This is a genomic window from Desulfofundulus luciae (assembly GCF_030813795.1).
Taxonomy (GTDB): domain Bacteria; phylum Bacillota; class Desulfotomaculia; order Desulfotomaculales; family Desulfovirgulaceae; genus Desulfofundulus; species Desulfofundulus luciae.
In genome coordinates this window covers 56,924-76,626 of record NZ_JAUSUX010000009.1, presented here as the reverse complement: position 1 = coordinate 76,626, position 19,703 = coordinate 56,924, and the positions used below count along the sequence as shown (strand labels likewise).

18 protein-coding genes are annotated in these 19,703 nt (G+C 55.1%); 16 read left to right on the top strand and 2 right to left on the bottom strand.

Going from position 1 to position 19,703, the window contains the following annotated elements:
• Window positions 1–15: 15 nt before the first annotated feature.
• The 12 genes from J2Z49_RS07150 (at window position 16) to J2Z49_RS07095 (ending at window position 14,115) form a co-directional block, all read left to right on the top strand.
• Window positions 16–615 carry a LutC/YkgG family protein gene (locus J2Z49_RS07150; RefSeq protein ID WP_307401383.1) on the top strand — a complete coding sequence of 200 codons (600 nt, stop codon included), beginning with the start codon at window positions 16–18 and terminating at the stop codon, window positions 613–615.
• A complete protein-coding gene (gene ldhH / locus J2Z49_RS07145; protein ID WP_307401381.1) occupies window positions 608–2,782 on the top strand; it encodes an L-lactate dehydrogenase (quinone) large subunit LdhH in 2,175 nt (724 codons plus the stop codon). The genes J2Z49_RS07150 and ldhH overlap by 8 nt, the downstream gene beginning before the upstream one ends.
• Entirely contained in the window at window positions 2,766–3,107 is a 342-nt protein-coding gene (locus J2Z49_RS07140; RefSeq protein ID WP_307401378.1) for a hypothetical protein, read from the top strand. Before ldhH ends, J2Z49_RS07140 begins: the two co-directional genes overlap by 17 nt.
• Entirely contained in the window at window positions 3,064–5,268 is a 2,205-nt protein-coding gene (locus J2Z49_RS07135) for an FtsK/SpoIIIE family DNA translocase (protein ID WP_307401375.1), read from the top strand. Before J2Z49_RS07140 ends, J2Z49_RS07135 begins: the two co-directional genes overlap by 44 nt.
• 775 nt (window positions 5,269–6,043) lie before the next feature.
• Complete coding sequence (mnmH, locus tag J2Z49_RS07130) at window positions 6,044–7,174, top strand: tRNA 2-selenouridine(34) synthase MnmH (protein ID WP_307401372.1); 1,131 nt, start codon at window positions 6,044–6,046, stop codon at window positions 7,172–7,174.
• The gene (locus J2Z49_RS07125; protein ID WP_307401370.1) at window positions 7,110–7,886 is read left to right on the top strand and encodes a helix-turn-helix domain-containing protein; all 777 of its coding nucleotides are present in this window, start codon (window positions 7,110–7,112) and stop codon (window positions 7,884–7,886) included. Before mnmH ends, J2Z49_RS07125 begins: the two co-directional genes overlap by 65 nt.
• 11 nt (window positions 7,887–7,897) lie before the next feature.
• A complete protein-coding gene (locus J2Z49_RS07120) occupies window positions 7,898–8,221 on the top strand; it encodes a hypothetical protein (protein ID WP_307401367.1) in 324 nt (107 codons plus the stop codon).
• A gap of 97 nt (window positions 8,222–8,318) precedes the next feature.
• A complete protein-coding gene (gene rimO, locus J2Z49_RS07115) occupies window positions 8,319–9,644 on the top strand; it encodes a 30S ribosomal protein S12 methylthiotransferase RimO (RefSeq protein WP_307401364.1) in 1,326 nt (441 codons plus the stop codon).
• Window positions 9,641–10,186 carry a CDP-diacylglycerol--glycerol-3-phosphate 3-phosphatidyltransferase gene (gene pgsA, locus J2Z49_RS07110; protein ID WP_307401361.1) on the top strand — a complete coding sequence of 182 codons (546 nt, stop codon included), beginning with the start codon at window positions 9,641–9,643 and terminating at the stop codon, window positions 10,184–10,186. Before rimO ends, pgsA begins: the two co-directional genes overlap by 4 nt.
• A 110-nt stretch (window positions 10,187–10,296) precedes the next feature.
• A complete protein-coding gene (locus tag J2Z49_RS07105) occupies window positions 10,297–10,803 on the top strand; it encodes a hypothetical protein (protein ID WP_307401359.1) in 507 nt (168 codons plus the stop codon).
• A 437-nt stretch (window positions 10,804–11,240) separates the two neighbouring features.
• The gene (locus J2Z49_RS07100; RefSeq protein WP_307401357.1) at window positions 11,241–12,719 is read left to right on the top strand and encodes an AAA family ATPase; all 1,479 of its coding nucleotides are present in this window, start codon (window positions 11,241–11,243) and stop codon (window positions 12,717–12,719) included.
• A 154-nt stretch (window positions 12,720–12,873) separates the two neighbouring features.
• Window positions 12,874–14,115, top strand: a complete 1,242-nt coding sequence (locus J2Z49_RS07095; RefSeq protein WP_307401354.1) for a competence/damage-inducible protein A — start codon at window positions 12,874–12,876, stop codon at window positions 14,113–14,115.
• Here the strand turns inward: J2Z49_RS07095 and J2Z49_RS07090 are convergent.
• Together J2Z49_RS07090 and J2Z49_RS07085 are read right to left on the bottom strand one after the other, a co-directional pair.
• On the bottom strand, window positions 14,112–14,432 hold the full coding sequence (locus tag J2Z49_RS07090; protein ID WP_307401352.1) for an AzlD domain-containing protein: 321 nt from the start codon (window positions 14,430–14,432) through the stop codon (window positions 14,112–14,114). The two genes, J2Z49_RS07095 and J2Z49_RS07090, sit on opposite strands and share 4 nt — an antisense overlap.
• The gene (locus J2Z49_RS07085) at window positions 14,387–15,100 is read right to left on the bottom strand and encodes an AzlC family ABC transporter permease (RefSeq protein WP_307401349.1); all 714 of its coding nucleotides are present in this window, start codon (window positions 15,098–15,100) and stop codon (window positions 14,387–14,389) included. Before J2Z49_RS07085 ends, J2Z49_RS07090 begins: the two co-directional genes overlap by 46 nt.
• Before the next feature lie 115 nt (window positions 15,101–15,215).
• Here J2Z49_RS07085 and recA point away from each other — a divergent pair, with 115 nt between their 5' ends.
• The 4 genes from recA (at window position 15,216) to J2Z49_RS07065 (ending at window position 19,594) form a co-directional block, all read left to right on the top strand.
• Complete coding sequence (recA, locus tag J2Z49_RS07080) at window positions 15,216–16,247, top strand: recombinase RecA (RefSeq protein ID WP_307401346.1); 1,032 nt, start codon at window positions 15,216–15,218, stop codon at window positions 16,245–16,247.
• Window positions 16,248–16,613: 366 nt separating this feature from the next.
• Window positions 16,614–18,152, top strand: coding sequence for a ribonuclease Y (gene rny / locus J2Z49_RS07075; protein ID WP_307401343.1), 1,539 nt, complete (start codon window positions 16,614–16,616; stop codon window positions 18,150–18,152).
• A gap of 125 nt (window positions 18,153–18,277) precedes the next feature.
• The gene (locus J2Z49_RS07070; protein ID WP_407650061.1) at window positions 18,278–18,796 is read left to right on the top strand and encodes a hypothetical protein; all 519 of its coding nucleotides are present in this window, start codon (window positions 18,278–18,280) and stop codon (window positions 18,794–18,796) included.
• Window positions 18,797–18,814: 18 nt separating this feature from the next.
• A complete protein-coding gene (locus J2Z49_RS07065; protein ID WP_307401339.1) occupies window positions 18,815–19,594 on the top strand; it encodes a TIGR00282 family metallophosphoesterase in 780 nt (259 codons plus the stop codon).
• Window positions 19,595–19,703: the final 109 nt, after the last annotated feature.

Sequence of the window (19,703 nt, the reverse complement as noted above, 5' to 3'; positions counted from 1 at the left end):
AGGAATGAACAGCCCGTGGCTTTAAACAAAGAGCTATTGCCGGATAGAAACCGGAATTTGGAGCAACTATACGAGGAATTTGTTACCAGGGCCCGGGCCTTGGGAACTGAAGTCTACCGGGTGTCCGATTTGGCTAAGGCCAGGGAACTGGTGGTTAAGCTGGTCCGGGAGATGGGTGCCAGAAAGGTTGCCCTGGCCGAATCACCTCTTGTAACCGCCCTTGACCTGGCTGCAGCAGTAGCCGGGGCCGGAGCGGAAGTCACCGGCGGTAATCCCCGGGAGCGGGCCGGAGCGGCAGACCTGGGCATATCGTCCTTTGAAATGGCCATTGCTGAGACGGGGACGCTGGTTCAGGATGCCACTGAAATTGACCAGCGGCTGGTATCCATGCTTCCCCCCGCGCACCTCGCCGTGGTATCCACCCGCCGGCTGGTGGGTACTTTAATGGAGGCAATTTATAGCCTGGCGGCCCGGGGTCAAATTCCCGGTTACCTGGCTTTTATTTCCGGCCCCAGCCGTACGGCAGATATCGAGCGCGTGCTAACCATTGGCGTGCACGGGCCGGGCAGAGTGGTGGTCATCTTCATTGATGAAGGAGGGTGTGCCGGTGAGTAAAGCAGCCTTACGGCAGGCGACCCGGGAGGCCCTGGCCAATACAAGTGTTTGTTCCGCCCTGGGAAAGTTTGCCGATAACTATGTCATTGCCAGGGAACAGGCTTACCGGCATAAGGATTTTGAGGGACTGCGCCGGGAAGTAGCCCGGATCAAGCGGGAAGCGGCGGAACGCATGGAAGAGCTGGCCATACAATTTAGCCGGGAGGCTACCCGTCGTGGCGCCACTGTTTTCCGGGCGGCTACCGCCCAGGATGCCCGCGAATACATTGCCCGGCTGGCCAAGTCCAAGGACATCAAGACCATCGTCAAGTCCAAGTCCATGGCCAGCGAGGAGATCCATTTAAACGAATATTTAAAGGAACAGGGTTTAGAGGCCGTGGAAACGGATCTGGGTGAGTGGATCATCCAGCTTGCCTGTCAACGCCCTTCCCACATGGTCATGCCGGCCATTCACATGAGCCGGAACGAAGTGGCTGAAATCTTCAGCCGGGAAATTAAAGAGCCGGTGGAACCGGACATTTCCTCCATGGTCAAGCTGGCCCGCAGGGAGCTGCGCAAGAAGTTTCTTTCCTCCTGGATGGGCATTTCCGGTGCGAACATTGCCGTGGCCGAAACGGGTACGATCGTCATGGTCACCAATGAAGGCAACGGGCGGCTGACCACCACTTTGCCCCCGGTGCATGTAATCATCGTCGGCCTGGAAAAACTGGTGCCCCGCTTTACGGATATTGTACCCATACTGGAAGTACTGCCGCGCAGTGCCACGGCCCAGCACATTACTACCTACGTGACCATGATTACCGGTGCTGTTCCGGCGGTGGACCCCAACGGCAACTACCACGAGCAAAAGGAACTGCATATCATTCTTCTGGATAACGGCCGCACCCGGATGGCCGGTGATCCCGTCTTTAGAGAAGCCCTGCAGTGTGTGCGTTGTGCCGCCTGTTTAAACGTTTGCCCCATTTACCAGTTGGTCGGGGGGGTGTTTGGGGATGTTTATACCGGCGGCATTGGGACCGTGCTCACTGCCTTCTTCACCGACCCGCAAAAGGCACAGCAGGTGCAGAACTTGTGCCTGGGTTGTGAGCGCTGCCGGGATTACTGTTCGGGCAACATTGACCTGCCCGGGCTTATTGGTGAACTCAGGCGGCGGACAGTGGAAAAGGAAGGCATGAGCTATGTCCAGAGAGTGATCTTTGAAAAAGTGCTGGTCAACCGGAGGGTCTTCCATAAACTGTTAAAGGCTGCCTCCCGGTTGCAAAAGCCCTTTACCCGGGAGGGAAAGATCCGTCACTTACCCCTCTTTTTAGCCGGTTTAACTGAAGGACGCTCTCTGCCCGCCATTGCGGAGATTCCTTTCCGGGAGCGGGTTGACAAGCTGCCCCGACCGGGCAGGGTAGTTGACCGTGTAGCCTTCTTTTCTGGATGTCTGGTAGATTTTGTCTACCCGGGTATTGGTGAGTCCGTAGCTAAAGTTTTGGCATCTTTGGGATTTGAAATGCTCTGCCCGGAGGGACAAACCTGCTGTGGTTATCCGGCCAGACAGGTGGGTTTGACTAACAGTTTTACCGAACTGGCGCGGCAAAATATCGCCGCCTTTGAGAATATAAATGCCAGGTATGTGCTTACCGCCTGCCCGACCTGTGCCGAAGCACTGAAGTTTCTCTACCCGCAGCTTCTGGCCGATGATCCGGTTTGGAGCAAACGGGCCAGGTGGCTGGCGGAAAAAGTAACGGACTTTTCCTCTTTTGTTTTTGCTCACAGGGAAAAGCTGGTTCCTTTCATGATACCCCTGAAGCAGAAGGTTACTTACCACGACTCCTGCCACTTGAAGCGCCGCCTGCGGGTAACCGGTGAACCGCGCCAGTTGCTGATTGACGCCGGGGCGGAACTGGTGGAAATGACTCCCGCTGCTCTCTGTTGTGGTTTTGGGGGGTCCTATTCCATCAAGTTTCCGGAGCTTTCCAGGTCTGTCCTGGACCGCAAGCTGCAGGCCGTACTGGGCAGTGGGGCAGAAGTGGTGGCCCTGGACTGTCCGGGTTGCCAGATGCAGATCAGTGGCGGACTAGACCATGAAAGACGGCCCATACGGGTGATGCATACGGCAGAGATCCTCGCGAGTTGTATTGCCGGTACGGTACAGGTTCAGGATGGAAAAAACAATTAATTCTGAGACGCTCATGCCGTTTTTACCGGCGCCAACAGGGGGTGCAAATGGCAAGCAGGTAACCATTTTTCAAGGTCGCACACAAATGTACTGCGAGTCCCCGGAAAAATCCGGGGGCTTTTTGCATTGCAGGGAAAAAGTAAGAACAGGACTTTTGGTAATGGGTTGTACCCGGGTAAGCTCAACGGTTTTCCCTGTTCTGATTTCTTTGTGGAAAAATATAGATATAGTGCAGCGCTTTACCATTGGATGTGGTATAATTGGGATGGAGGCTGGTTGGGGTGAAAGTAAGACCGGTAAAAGACCGGCAAAAGTACGAGCTTAGCGGCATTGGTTTAATCTGTGTGTCCCTTTTGGCTCTGATCAGTCTGGTTAACCCCACCGTAGGGCTGGTCAGCCTGGGGGTGGAGCGGGTGCTGCGGGGGATAGCCGGAGAGGGAAGATATCTTTTTCCCCTTCTGCTTGCTTTTTGGGGCTTAAGATTGGTCCGGGGAAAGGCGTACGGGCGGGCGGCCGGCCGGCGTTTCTATGGGGGTGCCCTGCTCTTTGTGGTGGCCCTCACCCTGTTACACATGCTGGTGCCACAGGATTACTCCCTTGAAGCCGGCTTGGCCGGGGAAGGGGGTGGCCTGGTGGGGGCGGTTTGCTATTTCCTTCTGGAGCGTTCCTTCGGTTTTACGGGCACCTACGTTGTCCTGGCTACTTTGACTTTGATGGGGGTGCTTTTAAGCAGTAACGTTTCTTTAAGTACATTGTTAGCCAGGCTAATGCGTGCTCTTAAAAGTCTCTACGAGCGCGTTGGAGGTTTGTTATTTACGGAAGCGGAAGAGATAGTGGAGGAGCCTGACCCCGGGCCGGTGATCATTGATCAAAGCGGGCCGGGGATATCAACCGGGGAAGCAGCCAGCCCGGAAGTGGCCGGTGAAAAGCCCGGTAACAGTAATGCGGGCAATACGGGTATGACCCGGGCTTTGCGCATTGTTCCTTCTCCCGTTTACCCGTCCGGCGAAACCGCCGGGGAAAAGGAGGTTTCATCCGGCTCTTTACCTTACCAGTTTCCTCCCTTGAGCCTGCTTTCCAAACCGGCACGGCCCAAAAGCATCAAGAATAGCAGGGATATTACCGAAAATATTCGTATACTGGAAGAAACTCTAAGCAGCTTTGGGGTAAAAGCCAGGGTGGTGCAGGTTTCCCGGGGACCGGCCATTACCCGGTATGAGATTCAGCCGCCGGCGGGTATCAAGGTTAGCCGTATTGTCGGCCTGGCCGATGATATTGCCCTGTCCATGGCAGCGCCGGATGTGCGGATTGAGGCACCCATTCCTGGCAAAGCGGCCGTAGGGATTGAAGTGCCCAACCGGGAAGTTTCAATGGTCTATTTAAGGGAACTGCTGGAAACGCTCGATTTCCAGCAGGCGCCTTCCCGGCTCACCGTGGCCCTGGGCAAGGATATTACCGGCAACCCGGTAGTGACCGACCTGGCCCGCATGCCCCACCTGCTTATTGCCGGAGCAACCGGCTCCGGGAAAAGTGTTTGCCTGAATACCGTCATTGCCAGCATTCTTTTTAAGGCTACACCCGACGAAGTAAAGTTTTTAATTATCGACCCAAAGATGGTGGAGCTGTCCACATACAACGGGATCCCCCACCTGGTATCGCCCGTGGTTACGGATCCCAGAAAGGCGGCCACCTCGCTGCGCTGGGCTGTTAAAGAAATGGAACACCGTTATGAGCTCTTTGCCGCGGCCGGAGTAAGGGATATTACTCGTTACAATGAGCTTTGCCGCAGCCAGGAGACGGGTATGGGGGCACGGGGACCGCTTCCGTTGATTGTGATCATCATTGATGAACTGGCTGATTTAATGATGGTAGCGCCGGCCGATGTAGAGGACGCGGTGTGCCGCCTGGCCCAGATGGCCCGGGCCGCAGGTATCCACCTGGTAGTGGCCACCCAGCGCCCTTCAGTGGATGTCATAACCGGCCTGATCAAGGCAAATATTCCTTCACGGATCTCTTTTGCCGTTTCTTCCCAAATTGATTCCCGCACGATCCTGGACATGGCCGGGGCGGAAAAGCTCCTGGGAAAGGGGGACATGCTCTTTTTTCCGGTGGGGGCGCCCAAACCCATTCGGGTCCAGGGAGCCTATCTCTCCGATCAGGAAGTGGAAGCGCTTGTTTCTTTCCTGAAGAAACAGGCTGCCCCCCACTTTGAAGCGCAGGTCGTTCATGAAGAAGACCATGAAGAACAGGAAAAAGAACTGGAAGATGAATTGTTGCCCCGGGCCGTGGAGATTTTTATTGAAACAGGCCACGCATCCATTTCCCTGCTGCAAAGGCGCCTCCGGGTGGGGTACGCCCGGGCTGCCCGGTTAATGGACATTATGGAAAGGCAGGGTATCGTGGGAGGTTACGAGGGCAGTAAGCCACGGTCTGTGCTCATTACCCTGGAGCAGTTCAAGCAGACTTTCAAAAAAAAGGTAAATTAAAAGTGCGTTGTTTGAAAGGAAACCAGCGTTAAGTGTAGAAAAACACTTTGTGGATTTCAGCATAGGTAATTGTTCAGTAAAACCGCTACTATCGGCACGGTGCCGCCCAGCACTCACCAGAATACGACTCTGCTCCTGGTATTTCAGGCTTAATTGATACCCCAGGTTTTTTGAAGATCTGATACGTTAGTGAGTGCTGGGTCCAAAGCGAACGACTTGCGGAGCGCTGGTAACAGCACCCGCCCAGCACTCACCGAGAATAACAACCTTAAATGCTCCAGACTGATAATTTTGTCGTAGCAAGCTTTACAAGAACATCATTGCCAGTGAGTGCTGGGGAGGGTAACCGGACTGCGGCGCGAAACCAGCGGCACCGAAATGTAGCTTTAGAAAAGGTAACTTACTAAAACGACAAAAAGATGACAGGTTAGATACAACAGCCATGCCGCATTTGCAGCGCCGCTAGTCCGGTCCGAAGCGAGTATGGCAGCGGCATCGGTTTATTTCAGTTAGTGCAGACTTTTTCTGATGCCGCTGCGGCGAGAATTTTTAGCTTTTGCGGTAAAAACCATTTTGTCAGCGCGGAGCACTGGAGTGAGCGTGGGCAACGCGGCACCATAGCGAGGTCACAGAACATTTACCAGCATATCAAGCCTGGGTACTGCGGGCGAAGCACTGGAAAGAGCGGGAACCAGTGCACCGGCCGTTTTCACATGTGTTTTGTTTTTACCGGGGAAGTATATAATAGTGGTCAGTGCAAAACGCAGGGGGCATTATGGTTAAAGAAGTTAACGTTGCAGAAGCTCTATCTTTACCGAATGTTCTGGTGGTGGATGTACGCTCGGAAGGGGAATTTGCAGAGGCAACCATCCCGGGGGCGGTAAATGTTCCTCTGCTGGACAATGTGGAGCGGGCGCTGGTAGGAACCGTATATAAGGAAAAGGGGCCAGCAGAGGCCCGTAAATTGGGTTTGGAGCTGGTTTCTCCCCGCCTTCCCTGCTGGGTCGAGACTGTAGAACGCCTGGCCCACAGCCGACAAGTGGTCCTTTTTTGCTGGCGGGGAGGGCTGCGCAGCCATTTTGCAGCGGCCATCCTTGATGTAATGGGCTTTACCGTATATCGCATCCTGGGTGGCTATAAGGCCTACCGCCGGTTTGTTAACTCTTACCTGGGGGTAGAGGAGCTGCCTTTAAAGGCAGTGGTTATTCACGGATTGACGGGGGTGGGCAAAACCATTTTGCTTGGCCGCCTGGCGGAACAGGGCCTGCCCGTTTTAGACCTGGAAGGCCTGGCCCGGCACCGGGGCTCGGTTTACGGCAAGATCGGCTTGCCCCCTTCTCCCAGCCAGAAAATGTTCGAGGGTCTTATTGTCCAGGCCTTGATGGCGGCAGAGGAAAAAGGGGTATTTGTTGTTGAATGTGAAAGCCGCCGCCTGGGCAATCTGCTGGTTCCGGCGGTGGTGCTCAGGGCTATGGAAAAAGGGTACCGGGTACTGCTCTATGATTCCCTGGAGAATCGTGTAAGGCGCATTCGCCAGGAGTATACCAGTGGCCCACAACAAAACATTCCCGCTTTACAGGAGGCCACCACTGCCCTGGCAAAATATCTGGGAGCACGCCGGGTGGCGGAGCTGAACCAGTTGCTGGCCCGGGGGGAATTTGACCAGGTTTTTTCCTATCTTTTGACCAAATATTATGATCCTCTCTACGGATATCCAGGTGAGCCCAGCCCAGATTATGACCTTTGTGTGAACACGGCTGATATGGATGAGGCAGTTAACCGGGTTAGGGAGTGGATTACAGGCCTGCCCGAATATGGACGGGTAAAGGGAGGTGAACCCGGTGGATATAGGAAACATGCTGCGGGAAGCCCGCCAGGCCCGGGGGTTGTCCCTGGAGCAGGTTGAAGAAGAAACGAAGATTCGCCGCAAATACCTGGAGGCGCTGGAGGAGGAAGCCTTTGATGTGCTGCCCGGACGGGTTTATGTACGGGGTTTTCTCCGGAATTACGCCAGGTTTTTGGGGCTGAATGCCGAGGCCCTGGTGGCCCGGTTTGAGGAAATGTTACCTCTGGAGGAGATACCGCCTGTTACGCAGCCACTTCCCGGATCTGAGAAAAAACTGCGGCTGAGCCTGCCCTTTGGCCGCATCGTTTATGTGGTAACGGGATTGGTCCTGGCCGTCCTGCTCTTGTGGGGTGCCGGTTGGGTCGCTGGTCTCACCCGGGATACGGCTTATGATGTCGTGTCCCAGGATAAACCAGCCGGCACACACGGTGAGTTGTCCCCGGGGAACGCCGATCATACGCAAAACCAGGACGCTTCTTCCCCCACACCGGCTTCGACCGGAACCGATAACCGTACGCCGGAAGGGGTTCACCTGGTGCTCAACGTTACCGACGAAACATGCTGGATGCGGGTAGTGGTTGATGGTAAAACCATGTTTACCGGTGAAGTGGCGGCCAATCAATCCAAGTCCTTCCAGGCCAGGGAGCACATCTGGGTTAAGCTGGGTAACGCCGGAGTGGTCAAGGTACGGGTAAATGGCCGGGATCTGGGTGTGCTGGGCGATCGGGGACAGGTGGTGAGCCGGGAGTTTTCTGCCTCTACCCAGGGATAGGAGGGCTTGTGATGGGATCCTTTATCTGTGACTCCTGCGGTCGGGAGGTCGGCCTGTATGACGGCATTCTTTCCTGGTACCGGGAAGGGCGGGAATTGGGCAACTTCGCCATTACCCACCGCCCCGGCGAGCACTGTTTGGGGCAGCCAAACAACAACGTGTACCGTGATCTTTTCCGGGTGGCTTCTGTAAAGGGTTATCTCGCCTTTGTACAGTACCTGATCACCCGTTGGAGTGAGGGTTACATCCTCAAGGATTTCCCTTCCTTACAAAAAACTATGGCCCAGATCAACTCCCATATCCACGAAGGAATAGCAAACTTGCTGGGCGAATAACCCGGTTTTGTCCGGGCGGCCCTCGCGGGCCGCGCCTTTTTTTGACAGGGCCGTTTTTTTTGGGTTATACTGAACCTGGGTTGGTGAGATGGAGAAAATGTCGTACCGCGTTGGTATGGTCAGTCTGGGTTGTGCGAAAAACCTGGTAGATACGGAACTAATGTTGGGGCAGCTGGATGCGGCCGGATTTATCATTACGCCCCGTCCCGAAGAGGCGGATGTCCTGATCGTGAATACCTGCGGCTTTATTACCCCCGCCAAAGAAGAATCCATCGACCAGATCCTGGACCTGGCACAGTACAAAAAAAGCGGGCGCTGCCGTGTGCTCCTGGTGACCGGCTGCCTGGCCCAGCGTTACCCAGGGGAATTGCTGGATGAAATGCCCGAAATCGACGGTGTTTTAGGTACCGGAATGGTCAACCGGGTGGTGGACGTGGTCCGGCGGGCTCTGGCCGGCGAGCGGGTTTTTGCCGTAGGGGAGCCCGGTTTTGATTATAATGCCGACCTGCCCCGGATTAGAACCACGGGGGGGCATACGGCCTATGTAAAAATTGCCGAAGGCTGCAGCAACTGCTGTACTTACTGCGCCATCCCCTCCATCCGGGGTCCTTATCGCAGCCGCACTCTGGAATCCATCCGGCAAGAGGTGGAAGCCCTGGCCTCCTGCGGGGTTAAAGAGGTTATCCTGGTGGCCCAGGATACTACCCGCTATGGTCTTGATATTTACGGGGAGCGGATGCTGGCTCCGTTGTTGCGTTCCCTGAACGGGATATCCGGCATACGCTGGATCCGCGTGCTTTACGGCCATCCCGACGGGTTTACCGATGAATTGATCGATGTTTTTTCATCTTGCGATAAAATCTGCCGCTATATCGATTTGCCCCTGCAGCACGCCAGTCCGGCACTGCTGGCCCGCATGGGGCGGGGCCTGAGTGCTTCCAGGCTGCGAGAGCTTGTCTGTAAACTGCGCCGGGTCATTCCCGGGTTAACCCTGCGCACTACTTTCATGGTTGGTTTTCCGGGAGAAAGGGAAGAAGACTTTCAACAGCTGCTTGACTTTATGCGCGAGATGCGTTTTGAAAGGGCAGGAGTATTTAAATTCTGTGCCGAGGAAGGTACACCGGCTGCTGCCATGACCGATCAAGTGCCGGAAGAAGTTAAAGAAGAGCGCTACCACAGGGCCATGGCTTTGCAACAGCAAATATCCCTGGAGCACAACCGTTCTCTGGTGGGTAGCCTCGTGGACGTTCTGGTGGAAGGGAAAAAAGGCAGCCGTTATTTTGGCCGTACCGAGGCCGATGCCCCCGAAATAGATGGCCGGGTGTACTTTGCAGCCGGCCGTGTGACTCTTAGCCCGGGTGATTTTGTGGTGGTAAGGATTACCCGGGCCAGTGAGTACGACTTGATGGGGGAGCTAGCATGAATTTGCCCAACCGTCTAACCCTGGCCAGGATTTTTTTGATTCCTATTTTTTTAACTGTGGTATCCCTCCAGGTGCCCTACGGGGATTACGTCGCTGCTGCCGTTTTTATTTTAGCCGCCAGCACCGATGGTTTGGACGGCTACCTTGCCAGAAAGCGCCAGCTGGTTACCCGGTTGGGCAAGCTAATGGATCCCCTGGCGGACAAGCTTTTGGTTTCCAGTGCGCTTATTTCCCTGGTCGAACTGCACCGTTTGCCCGGTTGGGTGGCCATGATCATTATTGGGCGGGAATTTGCCATTACGGGACTGCGCTCTTTGATGGCTGCCGAGGGTGCTGTTCTGGGAGCCAGCATCCTGGGTAAGCTCAAGACCATTACCCAAATTGTAGCTATTGTAGCCCTCCTTTTACAGGACTCTCCCTTTAGCGTTATCCGTTTAACCCCCGGGAATCTGGCTATGTGGATAGCCATCGCCTTTACCATCTGGTCGGGGCTGGACTACCTTAACCGGGGCTGGGCGGTGCTGAAAAAGGGTGGTTTTTAGCCGGATTTTTCCTGACATACGGGCCTTTTCCTTCGTGTTATATTTAAACTGAAAACATTGAAGGGATCAAGTATATTATGCAGTGGCATGGATGGCGTATTCCGGTTATATTGGCGGCACTGCTGGTTGGCCTTTCATTTTTCTTTGCCGTCCAGTGGCTTTATAACCGTTACAACTATCAGGAGCCCCTGACCCGGCTTTTGGAGGCCGATAGGGCGGTCCAAACCTTTTCCATCGAGAAACAGGACGGGGTCTATAAAATTGCCGTGCAGTTAAAGGATACGGTTGACCTGGGGGAAACCTACCGGAGGTTGAAAAAATCAATTCGGGGGGTTCTTGGTCGCCAACCCTTTGCCCTGGAAGTAAAGGATAACCGGGACCAGGAGTTAAAAAAAGCATTTTATTACAGCCAGTTTGCCCTTTATGAGGCCCAGATACGGGGTAATTACCGGGAGATGGTGCGTTATATTGAAGACCGGGCAGGGTCAGTAGGGGTTGAAGCCGTTATTTCTCTCGATGAAGAAAATATCTACGTGCACATGAAACACCTGGACCGCCACCTTTATGAAGTGATCCCCCGCAGGGCCGCTTTGAAGCCGGAAGCCGCCGGCGTGTAACGAGTGGTATATCATATCCTCTCAAGCTGTAAGCGTAGGCCGTGTAAAATTTAAGTGGGCGCCCATGACGCATTCAGCGCCACCAACAGAGAGGATAAAATGGCCGCCGTTTTGCACGAAGCGCCCCAGCACTCACTGTAACCAGAGTTATTTGGTGTGAATGATTGCCAACTATGTGCAGCTTTAATCCCTACGCAGTTACCTGGATCCGGTGAGTGCTGGGTAGTTTGGCCTGCGAGGCGAACGGAGCGAGCGCGTGCAAAAGGCAGGCGAGTATATTTCGAGTATATTTTCAGAACAAAGTTACCTACTGAATCTTGATACGGACTGTGGCATAGATTTCCTGACCGGTCTTCCCTTTATATATGCTATAATAAAAATGCTCTGACCAAAAAACTTGCCGGTAATCAGCTAGCTGATTGAAGGGAAGGTATTTCATGTTGAAGGAAATTGGCCTGGGTCTGGTTCTGGCCGGTATCCTTTTCCTGCTCATTAACGGCCATGATGTAACTCCCCTGATCTTTGTGGGCGCGGCCGGGGCGGGTTTATATTATGTGGCCCGGTCCCGCGGCCTGCTGGCCCGCAACTTTGCGGGTGAACAGGTGATTTCCCGGCAAGAGATTTCCTTTGCCGATATCGGCGGCCAGGCGGCGGCCATTCAGGAATTGCGTGAGGCCCTTGATTTTATTAAAAACTATCACCATATTCAAAAGCTGGGTATCAGGCCTTTAAAGGGCATTTTGTTGACGGGGCCGCCCGGCACAGGGAAAACCCTGCTGGCCCGGGCGGCGGCCAGTTATACCGATGCCGCTTTTGTGGCCTGCAGCGGTTCGGAATTTATCGAAATGTATGCCGGGGTAGGTGCCCAGCGGGTAAGGCGCCTCTTCCAGGCGGCCCGGGAAAGCGCGTTAAAGCAGGGCAAGAAGCATGCCCTGATCTTTATTGACGAGATCGATATTCTCGGGGCCAAGCGGGGCCAAACCGCCAGCCACCACGAATATGATCAGACCCTTAACCAGCTGCTGGTGGAGATGGACGGCCTGAGGGTGGATGACAAGGTACAGGTACTGGTGGTGGCGGCCACCAACCGGGTGGATATGCTGGACCCTGCCCTGTTAAGGCCCGGTCGCTTTGACCGCCAGGTAAGGGTGGATTTGCCGGACAAGCAGGGAAGGCTGGAAATTTTAAAGCTGCATACCAAAAATAAACCCCTGGCTGATGATGTTTCCCTGGAGGCTCTGGCCAAGGAAACCTTTGGCTTCAGCGGTGCCCATTTGGAGAGCCTGGCCAATGAGGCAGCCATTCTGGCCATGCGCGAGGGTTGCGAAGTCATCCACCAGCGGCATTTCCACGAAGCAGTGGATAAGGTCATGATGGGCGACCGGCTGGATCGCCGGCCCGCCCCGGCCGAGTTGAGGCGGGTGGCCATCCACGAAGCCGGCCATGCCCTTTTAAGTGAGCTGGTGAGAAGTGGTTCCGTATCCACCCTGACCATTACTCCCCGGGGGCAGGCCCTGGGTTACATGCGCCAGATCCCCGAAGACGACACCTATTTGTACACCAGGGACTACCTGGAGAATCAGATTGCTGTCATGCTGGCCGGAGCGGTGGCCGAGGAATTGATCCTGGGCAATCGCAGCACCGGCGCCGGCAACGATTTCCGGGAGGCCACCCGCGTGGCGGAGCAGATTATCAGAAACGGCATGTCCCGTCTGGGTGTGGTGGATGTGGAAAGCCTCCCCGGCGGCTTGCGTTACCGGGTGCTTACGGAAATCTTGCGGGCCCAGGAGGAACGGGTACGTTCCTACCTGAGTGAAAAGCGGAGTGTCCTGGAACGGGTGGCCCAGTTGCTCTTGGAACAGGAAAAGGTTACCGGCGAGGAGTTCCGTAGTTTGATCAACCCGCCGGTTGCATAACAGGGGAGACAAAGGGGCAAATTGATGGAGGGGAGGTCGTCTTCTGACCTCCCCGTACTACATTTTTCCGGGGGCGGGAGGGTTTCGAGTGGTCCTGGCGAAAAGATAAATGAAGGAGAGGCAAGCAGGAAGAGGAAGGCGAGGAAGTGAGCACATGCAGGCCGAGCTAATTTTCACCGGCACCGAACTGCTTTTAGGAGAGGTGCTGAATACCCATGCCCAGTATCTGGGCCGGCAAATGGCGGCCCATGGGATTGAGGTTATCCTGCACACCACTGTGGGCGATAACTGGGACCGTCTGGCCCAGGTTCTAAAAGCCGCCCTGGAAAGGGCGGATCTCATCATTGTTACCGGCGGTCTGGGTCCCACCACCGATGACCTGACCAAGGATACGGTAGCCCGGGTGCTGGGGTTGCCCATGGTACTCGATGAGCCAACGCTGCAGTGGCTCCGGGAGTTCATGGCCCGGCGGGGGACGCCCGTGTTCGAAAGTATGGCCAGGCAGGCCTACTTCCCCGCAGGGGCAAGAGTGTTGCCCAATCCCGTAGGTACCGCCCCGGGGGCCCTGCTGGAACACCAGGGCAAGGTGGTCATCCTCCTTCCCGGACCGCCGCGGGAGCTAAAAGCCATGTTTGAAAACTCGGTGGTTCCCTACCTGGCCTCCCTGGGCAACCCGGGGATGGTTACCCGCACCAGATTGCTCAAGGTGACCGGTATCTCCGAATCAGAGGTTCAGGAGCTCATCGGCGACCTGGGGGGGCAGGGTAACCCCGGAATAGCCTACGTGGCCCAGCCCGGCGAAGTGCATGTGCGCATTAGTGCCCGGGCTGCCGACGGTGCTGCCGCCGAGCAAATGATCACCGGGTTGCTGGAGAAGGTGCGGGAACGCCTGGCCGGTTACCTGTTTGGGATGGATGACGACGTCCTGGAGGAGGTGGTGGGACGGTTGCTGGCTCAAAAGGGCTTGACCTGCGCCCTGGCGGAATCCTGTACCGGTGGATTGACTGCCGCCCGCTTAACCTCCGTACCCGGCAGTTCCGAATATTTTTTGGGCAGCATTGTGGCTTACGATAACCGGGTTAAGGAAAAAGTCCTGGGTGTCCCGCTCGAGACTCTTCAGGCCCACGGTGCCGTAAGCCAGCAGACTGCCGTGGCCATGGCCGAAGGAGTGAGATCCCTTGCCGGAGCACATTTAGGGCTGTCCATTACAGGTATTGCCGGGCCGGGTGGGGGCACCCCGGCCAAACCGGTGGGGCTGACTTATATTGCCCTGGCTGCCCCCGATGGTACCAGTTGCCGGGAGTTTCACTTTCCCGGCCACCGCCAGGCGGTGAGACAGGGGGCTGCCAACGCTGCCCTGAACATGATCCGCCTGTATTTACTCGCCCGGTCCTAGCCCAGGGCATTTAAAAGGATCATGGAGGTCACGCCCACCAGCAGGGTGAAAAGTAAGCTCCTGGTTTTGACGGCCACCAGAAAAGTAGGAATGGCGGCCAGGAGGTTCTTGTTCTCGAGCGTTAGTGCCGGCTTCCCCCCGGCCAGAAAAATTTCCGGGGCAACCAGGGCCGCCAGCACGGCTGCCGGTACGTAACCCAGCCACCTGGCCCAGAGCGGAGGGATCCGGATCCGGCTTAAAAGTAAAAGCGGGGTCACCCGGAACAGGTAATTTAACGCGGCGATACCGAGGATGATTGCCCAGACGGTTTTTCCCATTTTTCCATCAACACCCCCACCGTAGCGGCCAGGATAGTGGCCACAATGATATTCCATCCGCCGCCGATCATGGAGGCCACCACGACCGAAACCAGCCCGGCCAGGCAGGCTACCATGATGGTGACATTGTTTTTCAACTGCAAGATTAACAGGCAGACAAACATGGCCGTGAGGGCAAAGTTAAACCCCCAGCGGGCAGTATCCCCCAGCAACCTGCCCAGTATTCCTCCCGCCGCACTGCCTCCTAACCAGGCCATGTGGGCGGTGACGAACAACCCGGTGAGGTACCACCGGTTAGCGGGTTTTTCACCCATCCGGCCCACAGCCACGGCGTAGGTTTCATCGGTGATCCCGTGAGCCAGGAAAGAGAGCACGGGAGCGGTCACACGGGAAAGATGGGATGCCAGGGAGGCACTTAAAAGTATCAAGCGGGAATTGACCAGCATAACTGTGGCCATAATGCTGGCCGGGGCTGCCCCGGTTCCCAGCATGCCCACGGCAATAAACTGGGCCGAGCCGGAATAGATTATTAAAGACATGGCCAGCACCTGGCCAATGGAAAGGTGGCCGGAGCGGGCCAGCACCCCGAAGGCCATGCCCAGGGGGAGGTAGCCCAGCACAACAGGCAGGGCGTCCTTGACCCCCAGCAGGAAATATCTTTTGTTCATTTTTACCTGTACTCTCCTTTCCGCACGATCATAATCATAATCCATCGTGTTAGTTTTGGCCAGGCCTTTTTGGCCGAACCCGGTGGGTACTTACTTTTTTAAGGTGGTGTTGAGAATGTCCAATGAGAGATTAAAGGTACTGGAAGCGACCTTAAGTAAAATTGAGCAGAATTTCGGTAAAGGGGCCATCATGAGACTGGGCGAGACTGCCAGGCTCAACGTGGAGGTGATTCCCACCGGGGCCCTGTCCCTGGACATTGCCCTGGGGGTTGGCGGAGTGCCCCGGGGCCGGGTGGTGGAAATCTTTGGCCCGGAGTCTTCAGGCAAGACCACCGTGGCCCTGCACATCATCGCCGAAGCCCAAAAAGCCGGCGGCATAGCAGCTTTTATTGATGCGGAACATGCCCTGGATCCGGTCTACGCCAAAAACCTGGGGGTGGATATTGAAAATCTGCTGGTGTCCCAGCCCGATACCGGCGAGCAGGCCCTGGAGATCTGTGAAGCGCTGGTACGGAGCGGTGCTATAGACGTGGTGGTCATCGACTCGGTGGCGGCCCTGGTGCCAAAGGCGGAAATTGAAGGGGAAATGGGCGAGCTCCAGGTCGGCCTGCAGGCCCGCCTGATGTCCCAGGCCCTGCGCAAACTAACCGGTGCCATCAGTAAATCCCGCACCACGGCCATTTTTATCAACCAGTTGCGGGAAAAGGTGGGCGTAATGTTTGGCAACCCGGAGACCACACCCGGCGGCAGGGCGCTAAAGTTTTACGCTTCCGTACGCCTGGAGGTGCGCAAGCTGGAAGCACTAAAGCAGGGTTCGGACATCATTGGCTGCCGGACCCGGGTGAAGGTAGTTAAAAACAAGCTGGCTCCGCCCTTTAAGCAGGCAGATTTTGATATCATGTATGGTACGGGGATTTCCAGGGAGGGGACGCTTTTGGATCTGGCCACAGAGATGAAGATCGTCACCAAAAGCGGTACCTGGTATTCTTACGGAGAGGAACGGCTGGGACAGGGCCGGGAGAATGTGAAGGAATACTTGCGGGATCACCCCGAGGTAGCCCGGGAAATTGAGCAAAAAATCCGCCAGCAACTACAGGTGGGCGGCATTAAGATGCCTTCAGCAGGGGATCAAACCACAGAGGAGTAATTTTGAACCGCAGTGATGTTAACAGCAACCAGTTATATTGCCCGTTGCCAGTGAGGGATGAACCTTGACATTCTCTAATAAAATATATAGAATTATCGTTGGGAGAAAGTAGAATTGGTTACTACTGGTGCGGGTTTGAAATAGATACAACCTTCCCAAAGGGAAGGACATAACCTCAAGAATAACCTCTAAAAAAGGGGTTAGAGGGGTTTTTCTGCCCGTGGCCGAAACAAAAGTAGTACCGATTCTTTTTCTACCGAGCTTGACTCGGTCTTTTTTTTGTATACCTGTGACATCCCGGCAGGCCCGGCGGGCTAAAAAGCTTGGGATGCCTGCAGGGAGCATGCGTTAAGGAGGTGAGATAATTTGCAAGCCATTACCGTAGCCGTAACAGTGATCGCCGCAGTGGTTGCTTTTGCCATTGGGTATCTGGTTCGCAAGTACCTGGTAGAGGCCAAGATTGCTTCGGCCGAAACTGAAGCCAGGAAGATAATAGAAGAGGCAGAAAAGGCTGCAGAAGCGAAAAAACGGGAAGCCATCCTTGAGGCTAAGGAAGAAGTCTTGCGGTTACGTAATGAAATGGAGAGGGAGAACAAGGAGCGCCGGTCCGAGCTGCAACGCCTGGAACGGCGGCTGTTGCAAAAGGAGGAAACCCTCGATCGCAAAATCGAGTCCATTGAACGCAAAGAAGAAGCCCTTAACCGCAAGGAGGCAGAGATTGAAAGTCTAAAAGCGCGTTTAAGCGAGATTTATCAACAACAGGTTAGCGAACTTGAACGGATCTCGGGGCTGACTTCAGAGGAAGCGCGCCAGCAGCTACTTGCCGACATTGAAAAGGAAGTGCAACACGAAGCGGCCCTGATGATCAAGGATGTGGAAAACAAGGCCCGGGAGGAGGCGGAAAGGCGCGCCCGGGAGATTATTTCCCTGGCCATTCAGCGGTGTGCCGCGGATCACGTCACCGAAACTACGGTGGCGGTTATTCCCCTGCCCAGCGATGAGATGAAGGGGCGCATCATTGGCCGGGAAGGGCGCAACATTCGCGCTTTTGAAACTCTAACCGGGATCGATTTAATTATCGACGACACTCCGGAAGCGGTTATTCTATCCGGGTTTGACCCCATCCGGCGGGAAATTGCCCGGATTGCCCTGGAAAAGCTCATCGTTGACGGGCGCATTCACCCCGCCCGGATTGAAGAAATGGTGGAGAAGGCCCGCAAGGAAGTGGAAGCCCAAATTCGCGAGGCCGGGGAACAGGCCACCTTCGAAACCGGGGTGCACGGTTTGCATCCCGAGCTGGTTACTCTCCTGGGCCGGTTAAAATTCCGTACCAGCTACGGGCAGAACGTCCTCAAACATTCCATCGAAGTGGCCCACCTGGCCGGATTGATGGCCGCTGAACTGGGTGTGGATGTGCAAACAGCCAAACGGGCCGGTTTGTTGCACGACATTGGCAAGGCGGTGGACCACGAGGTAGAGGGTCCCCACGTATCCATTGGCGTGGAGCTGGCCAAAAAGTACCGCGAGCATCCCGAGGTGATCAACGCCATTGCCGCCCACCATGGGGATCAGGAAGCCCAGACCATTACTGCGGTGCTGGTACAGGCGGCCGATGCCATATCGGCGGCCCGGCCGGGGGCCCGGCGGGAAACCCTGGAAGCTTATATCAAGAGGCTGCAGAAGCTGGAAGAGATCGCCGGCTCCTTTGAGGGTGTGGAAAAATGCTATGCCATCCAGGCAGGGCGGGAGATCAGGATTATGGTTAAGCCAGATAAGATTGATGACCTGGGAGCCGTTCGCCTGAGCCGGGAAATTGCCAAGAAAATCGAAAAAGAACTGGATTACCCGGGCCAGATTAATGTGACCATTATACGGGAAACCCGGGTGGTGGATTACGCAAAGTGACCCCGTACAGGGGTCATTTCCCTTTCATGGAATAAATTTTTTTTGGGCTGCCTCCGGGAAGAGGCAGGAACTCGGACGATAAAACCGAATTTTAAACGTATTGCTGGTATGAGGACAAAAGGAAGGTGACTTTTTTGGTTACGGGCAGGGAAGACGTTACGGATAGTGTGGGACTGTTAATTTCCATTCTGGTGCGTTATCCCGAGGTGGCCACCATTAATTTTGATCCCGGCAGGCAGGTTTTGAAGTTTACCTTCATTGCTTCCCGGGTCCTTAATCGCCGGGAAATAGCAGCAGTAAAAGAAAAGCTGCTTGATAGTATAGAGGTTTTCAGCATGCTGGAAGGCAAACAGATCCGGGTCAGCCTCATCGACCATCAAATTTGCGGCCACCTGACCATAATTGAGGTTCAGCGCGATGTGGAAACCCTGGTTCAGGAAGAAATAGCCCTTATCGTGCAGCTTTTGCGCCAGCTTTTAGACGATAACCTGGTTACCGAAGCCAATGATTCCCTCTTTGAAGAGGATCTACTGATCCAGGAAGAAATTATTGAACATATGCTTGACAGCATGCGCGTCACTGCTGAAGAGAAGCATCTTTTTGCCTTTCGTGAGGATGGTCGTGTACTGGTTTTTAACAAGTGACCAGGGGGAAAACCTCCAGTGCGTTTGCTTTTCATCGGCGATATTGTAGGCCGCCCCGGCAGGCGGGCTTTAAAAGAAAACCTGCCCGGGTTACAGCGTGAGCTGGACATCGATTTTGTTGTGGCCAACGGTGAAAATGCCGCCGGAGGCAACGGCATAACCCGGGAAGTGGCCAGGGAACTTCTGGCCAGCGGCGTTGATGTCATCACCATGGGCAACCACGTTTGGGATCACAAGGAAATCTTTGACCTTATCGAACAGGAAAGAAGGATCTTGCGCCCGGCCAATTATCCTCCCGGGGTACCGGGGGCGGGTTTTTACGTATATGAGACCGGACGCAATAGAAGGGTGGCCGTTTTAAACCTGGCCGGACGCGTTTTTATGCCCGAACTTGATTGTCCTTTCCGCAAGGCAGACCAGTTGCTCGCCCAGTTGGGGGGGGTAACTAGGGTTATCCTGGTGGATTTTCATGCCGAAGCCACCTCGGAAAAAATGGCTATGGGCTGGTATCTGGCCGGACGGGTATCGGCAGTTTGCGGTACCCATACCCACGTCCAGACGGCCGATGAACGCATTCTACCCGGTGGCACGGCTTACATTACCGATGTAGGCATGACCGGTCCCCGGGATTCGGTGATTGGCGTTAAAAAGGAGCTGGTGCTGGGCAAGTTTCTCACCCAGTTGCCCCGCCGTTTTGAGGTAGCCTCCGGGCCCTACCAGTTCAATGCGGTGGTCATCGATATTGACGATGAAACCGGTGAGGCGCGGGAAGTCAGGAGGATACAAAATTTCGAATAATCAGAAGTTAGAAAAAAGATTCCGAAAGGGTGCGTCATAAAAAAGGAATTTTTTTGACCTTAGCGAATATATATTTTACGAAATACAGCAGGTACCGGAAAAATATTTC

Coding starts and splice junctions, on each gene's coding strand:
- J2Z49_RS07140 (WP_307401378.1), top strand. CDS start 2,766: ATGGAAAAAACAATTAATTCTGAGACGCTCATGCCGTTTTTACCGGCG.
- mnmH (WP_307401372.1), top strand. CDS start 6,044: ATGGTTAAAGAAGTTAACGTTGCAGAAGCTCTATCTTTACCGAATGTT.
- J2Z49_RS07120 (WP_307401367.1), top strand. CDS start 7,898: ATGGGATCCTTTATCTGTGACTCCTGCGGTCGGGAGGTCGGCCTGTAT.
- rimO (WP_307401364.1), top strand. CDS start 8,319: ATGTCGTACCGCGTTGGTATGGTCAGTCTGGGTTGTGCGAAAAACCTG.
- pgsA (WP_307401361.1), top strand. CDS start 9,641: ATGAATTTGCCCAACCGTCTAACCCTGGCCAGGATTTTTTTGATTCCT.
- J2Z49_RS07100 (WP_307401357.1), top strand. CDS start 11,241: ATGTTGAAGGAAATTGGCCTGGGTCTGGTTCTGGCCGGTATCCTTTTC.
- J2Z49_RS07095 (WP_307401354.1), top strand. CDS start 12,874: ATGCAGGCCGAGCTAATTTTCACCGGCACCGAACTGCTTTTAGGAGAG.
- J2Z49_RS07090 (WP_307401352.1), bottom strand. CDS start 14,432: ATGGGAAAAACCGTCTGGGCAATCATCCTCGGTATCGCCGCGTTAAAT.
- J2Z49_RS07085 (WP_307401349.1), bottom strand. CDS start 15,100: ATGAACAAAAGATATTTCCTGCTGGGGGTCAAGGACGCCCTGCCTGTT.
- recA (WP_307401346.1), top strand. CDS start 15,216: ATGTCCAATGAGAGATTAAAGGTACTGGAAGCGACCTTAAGTAAAATT.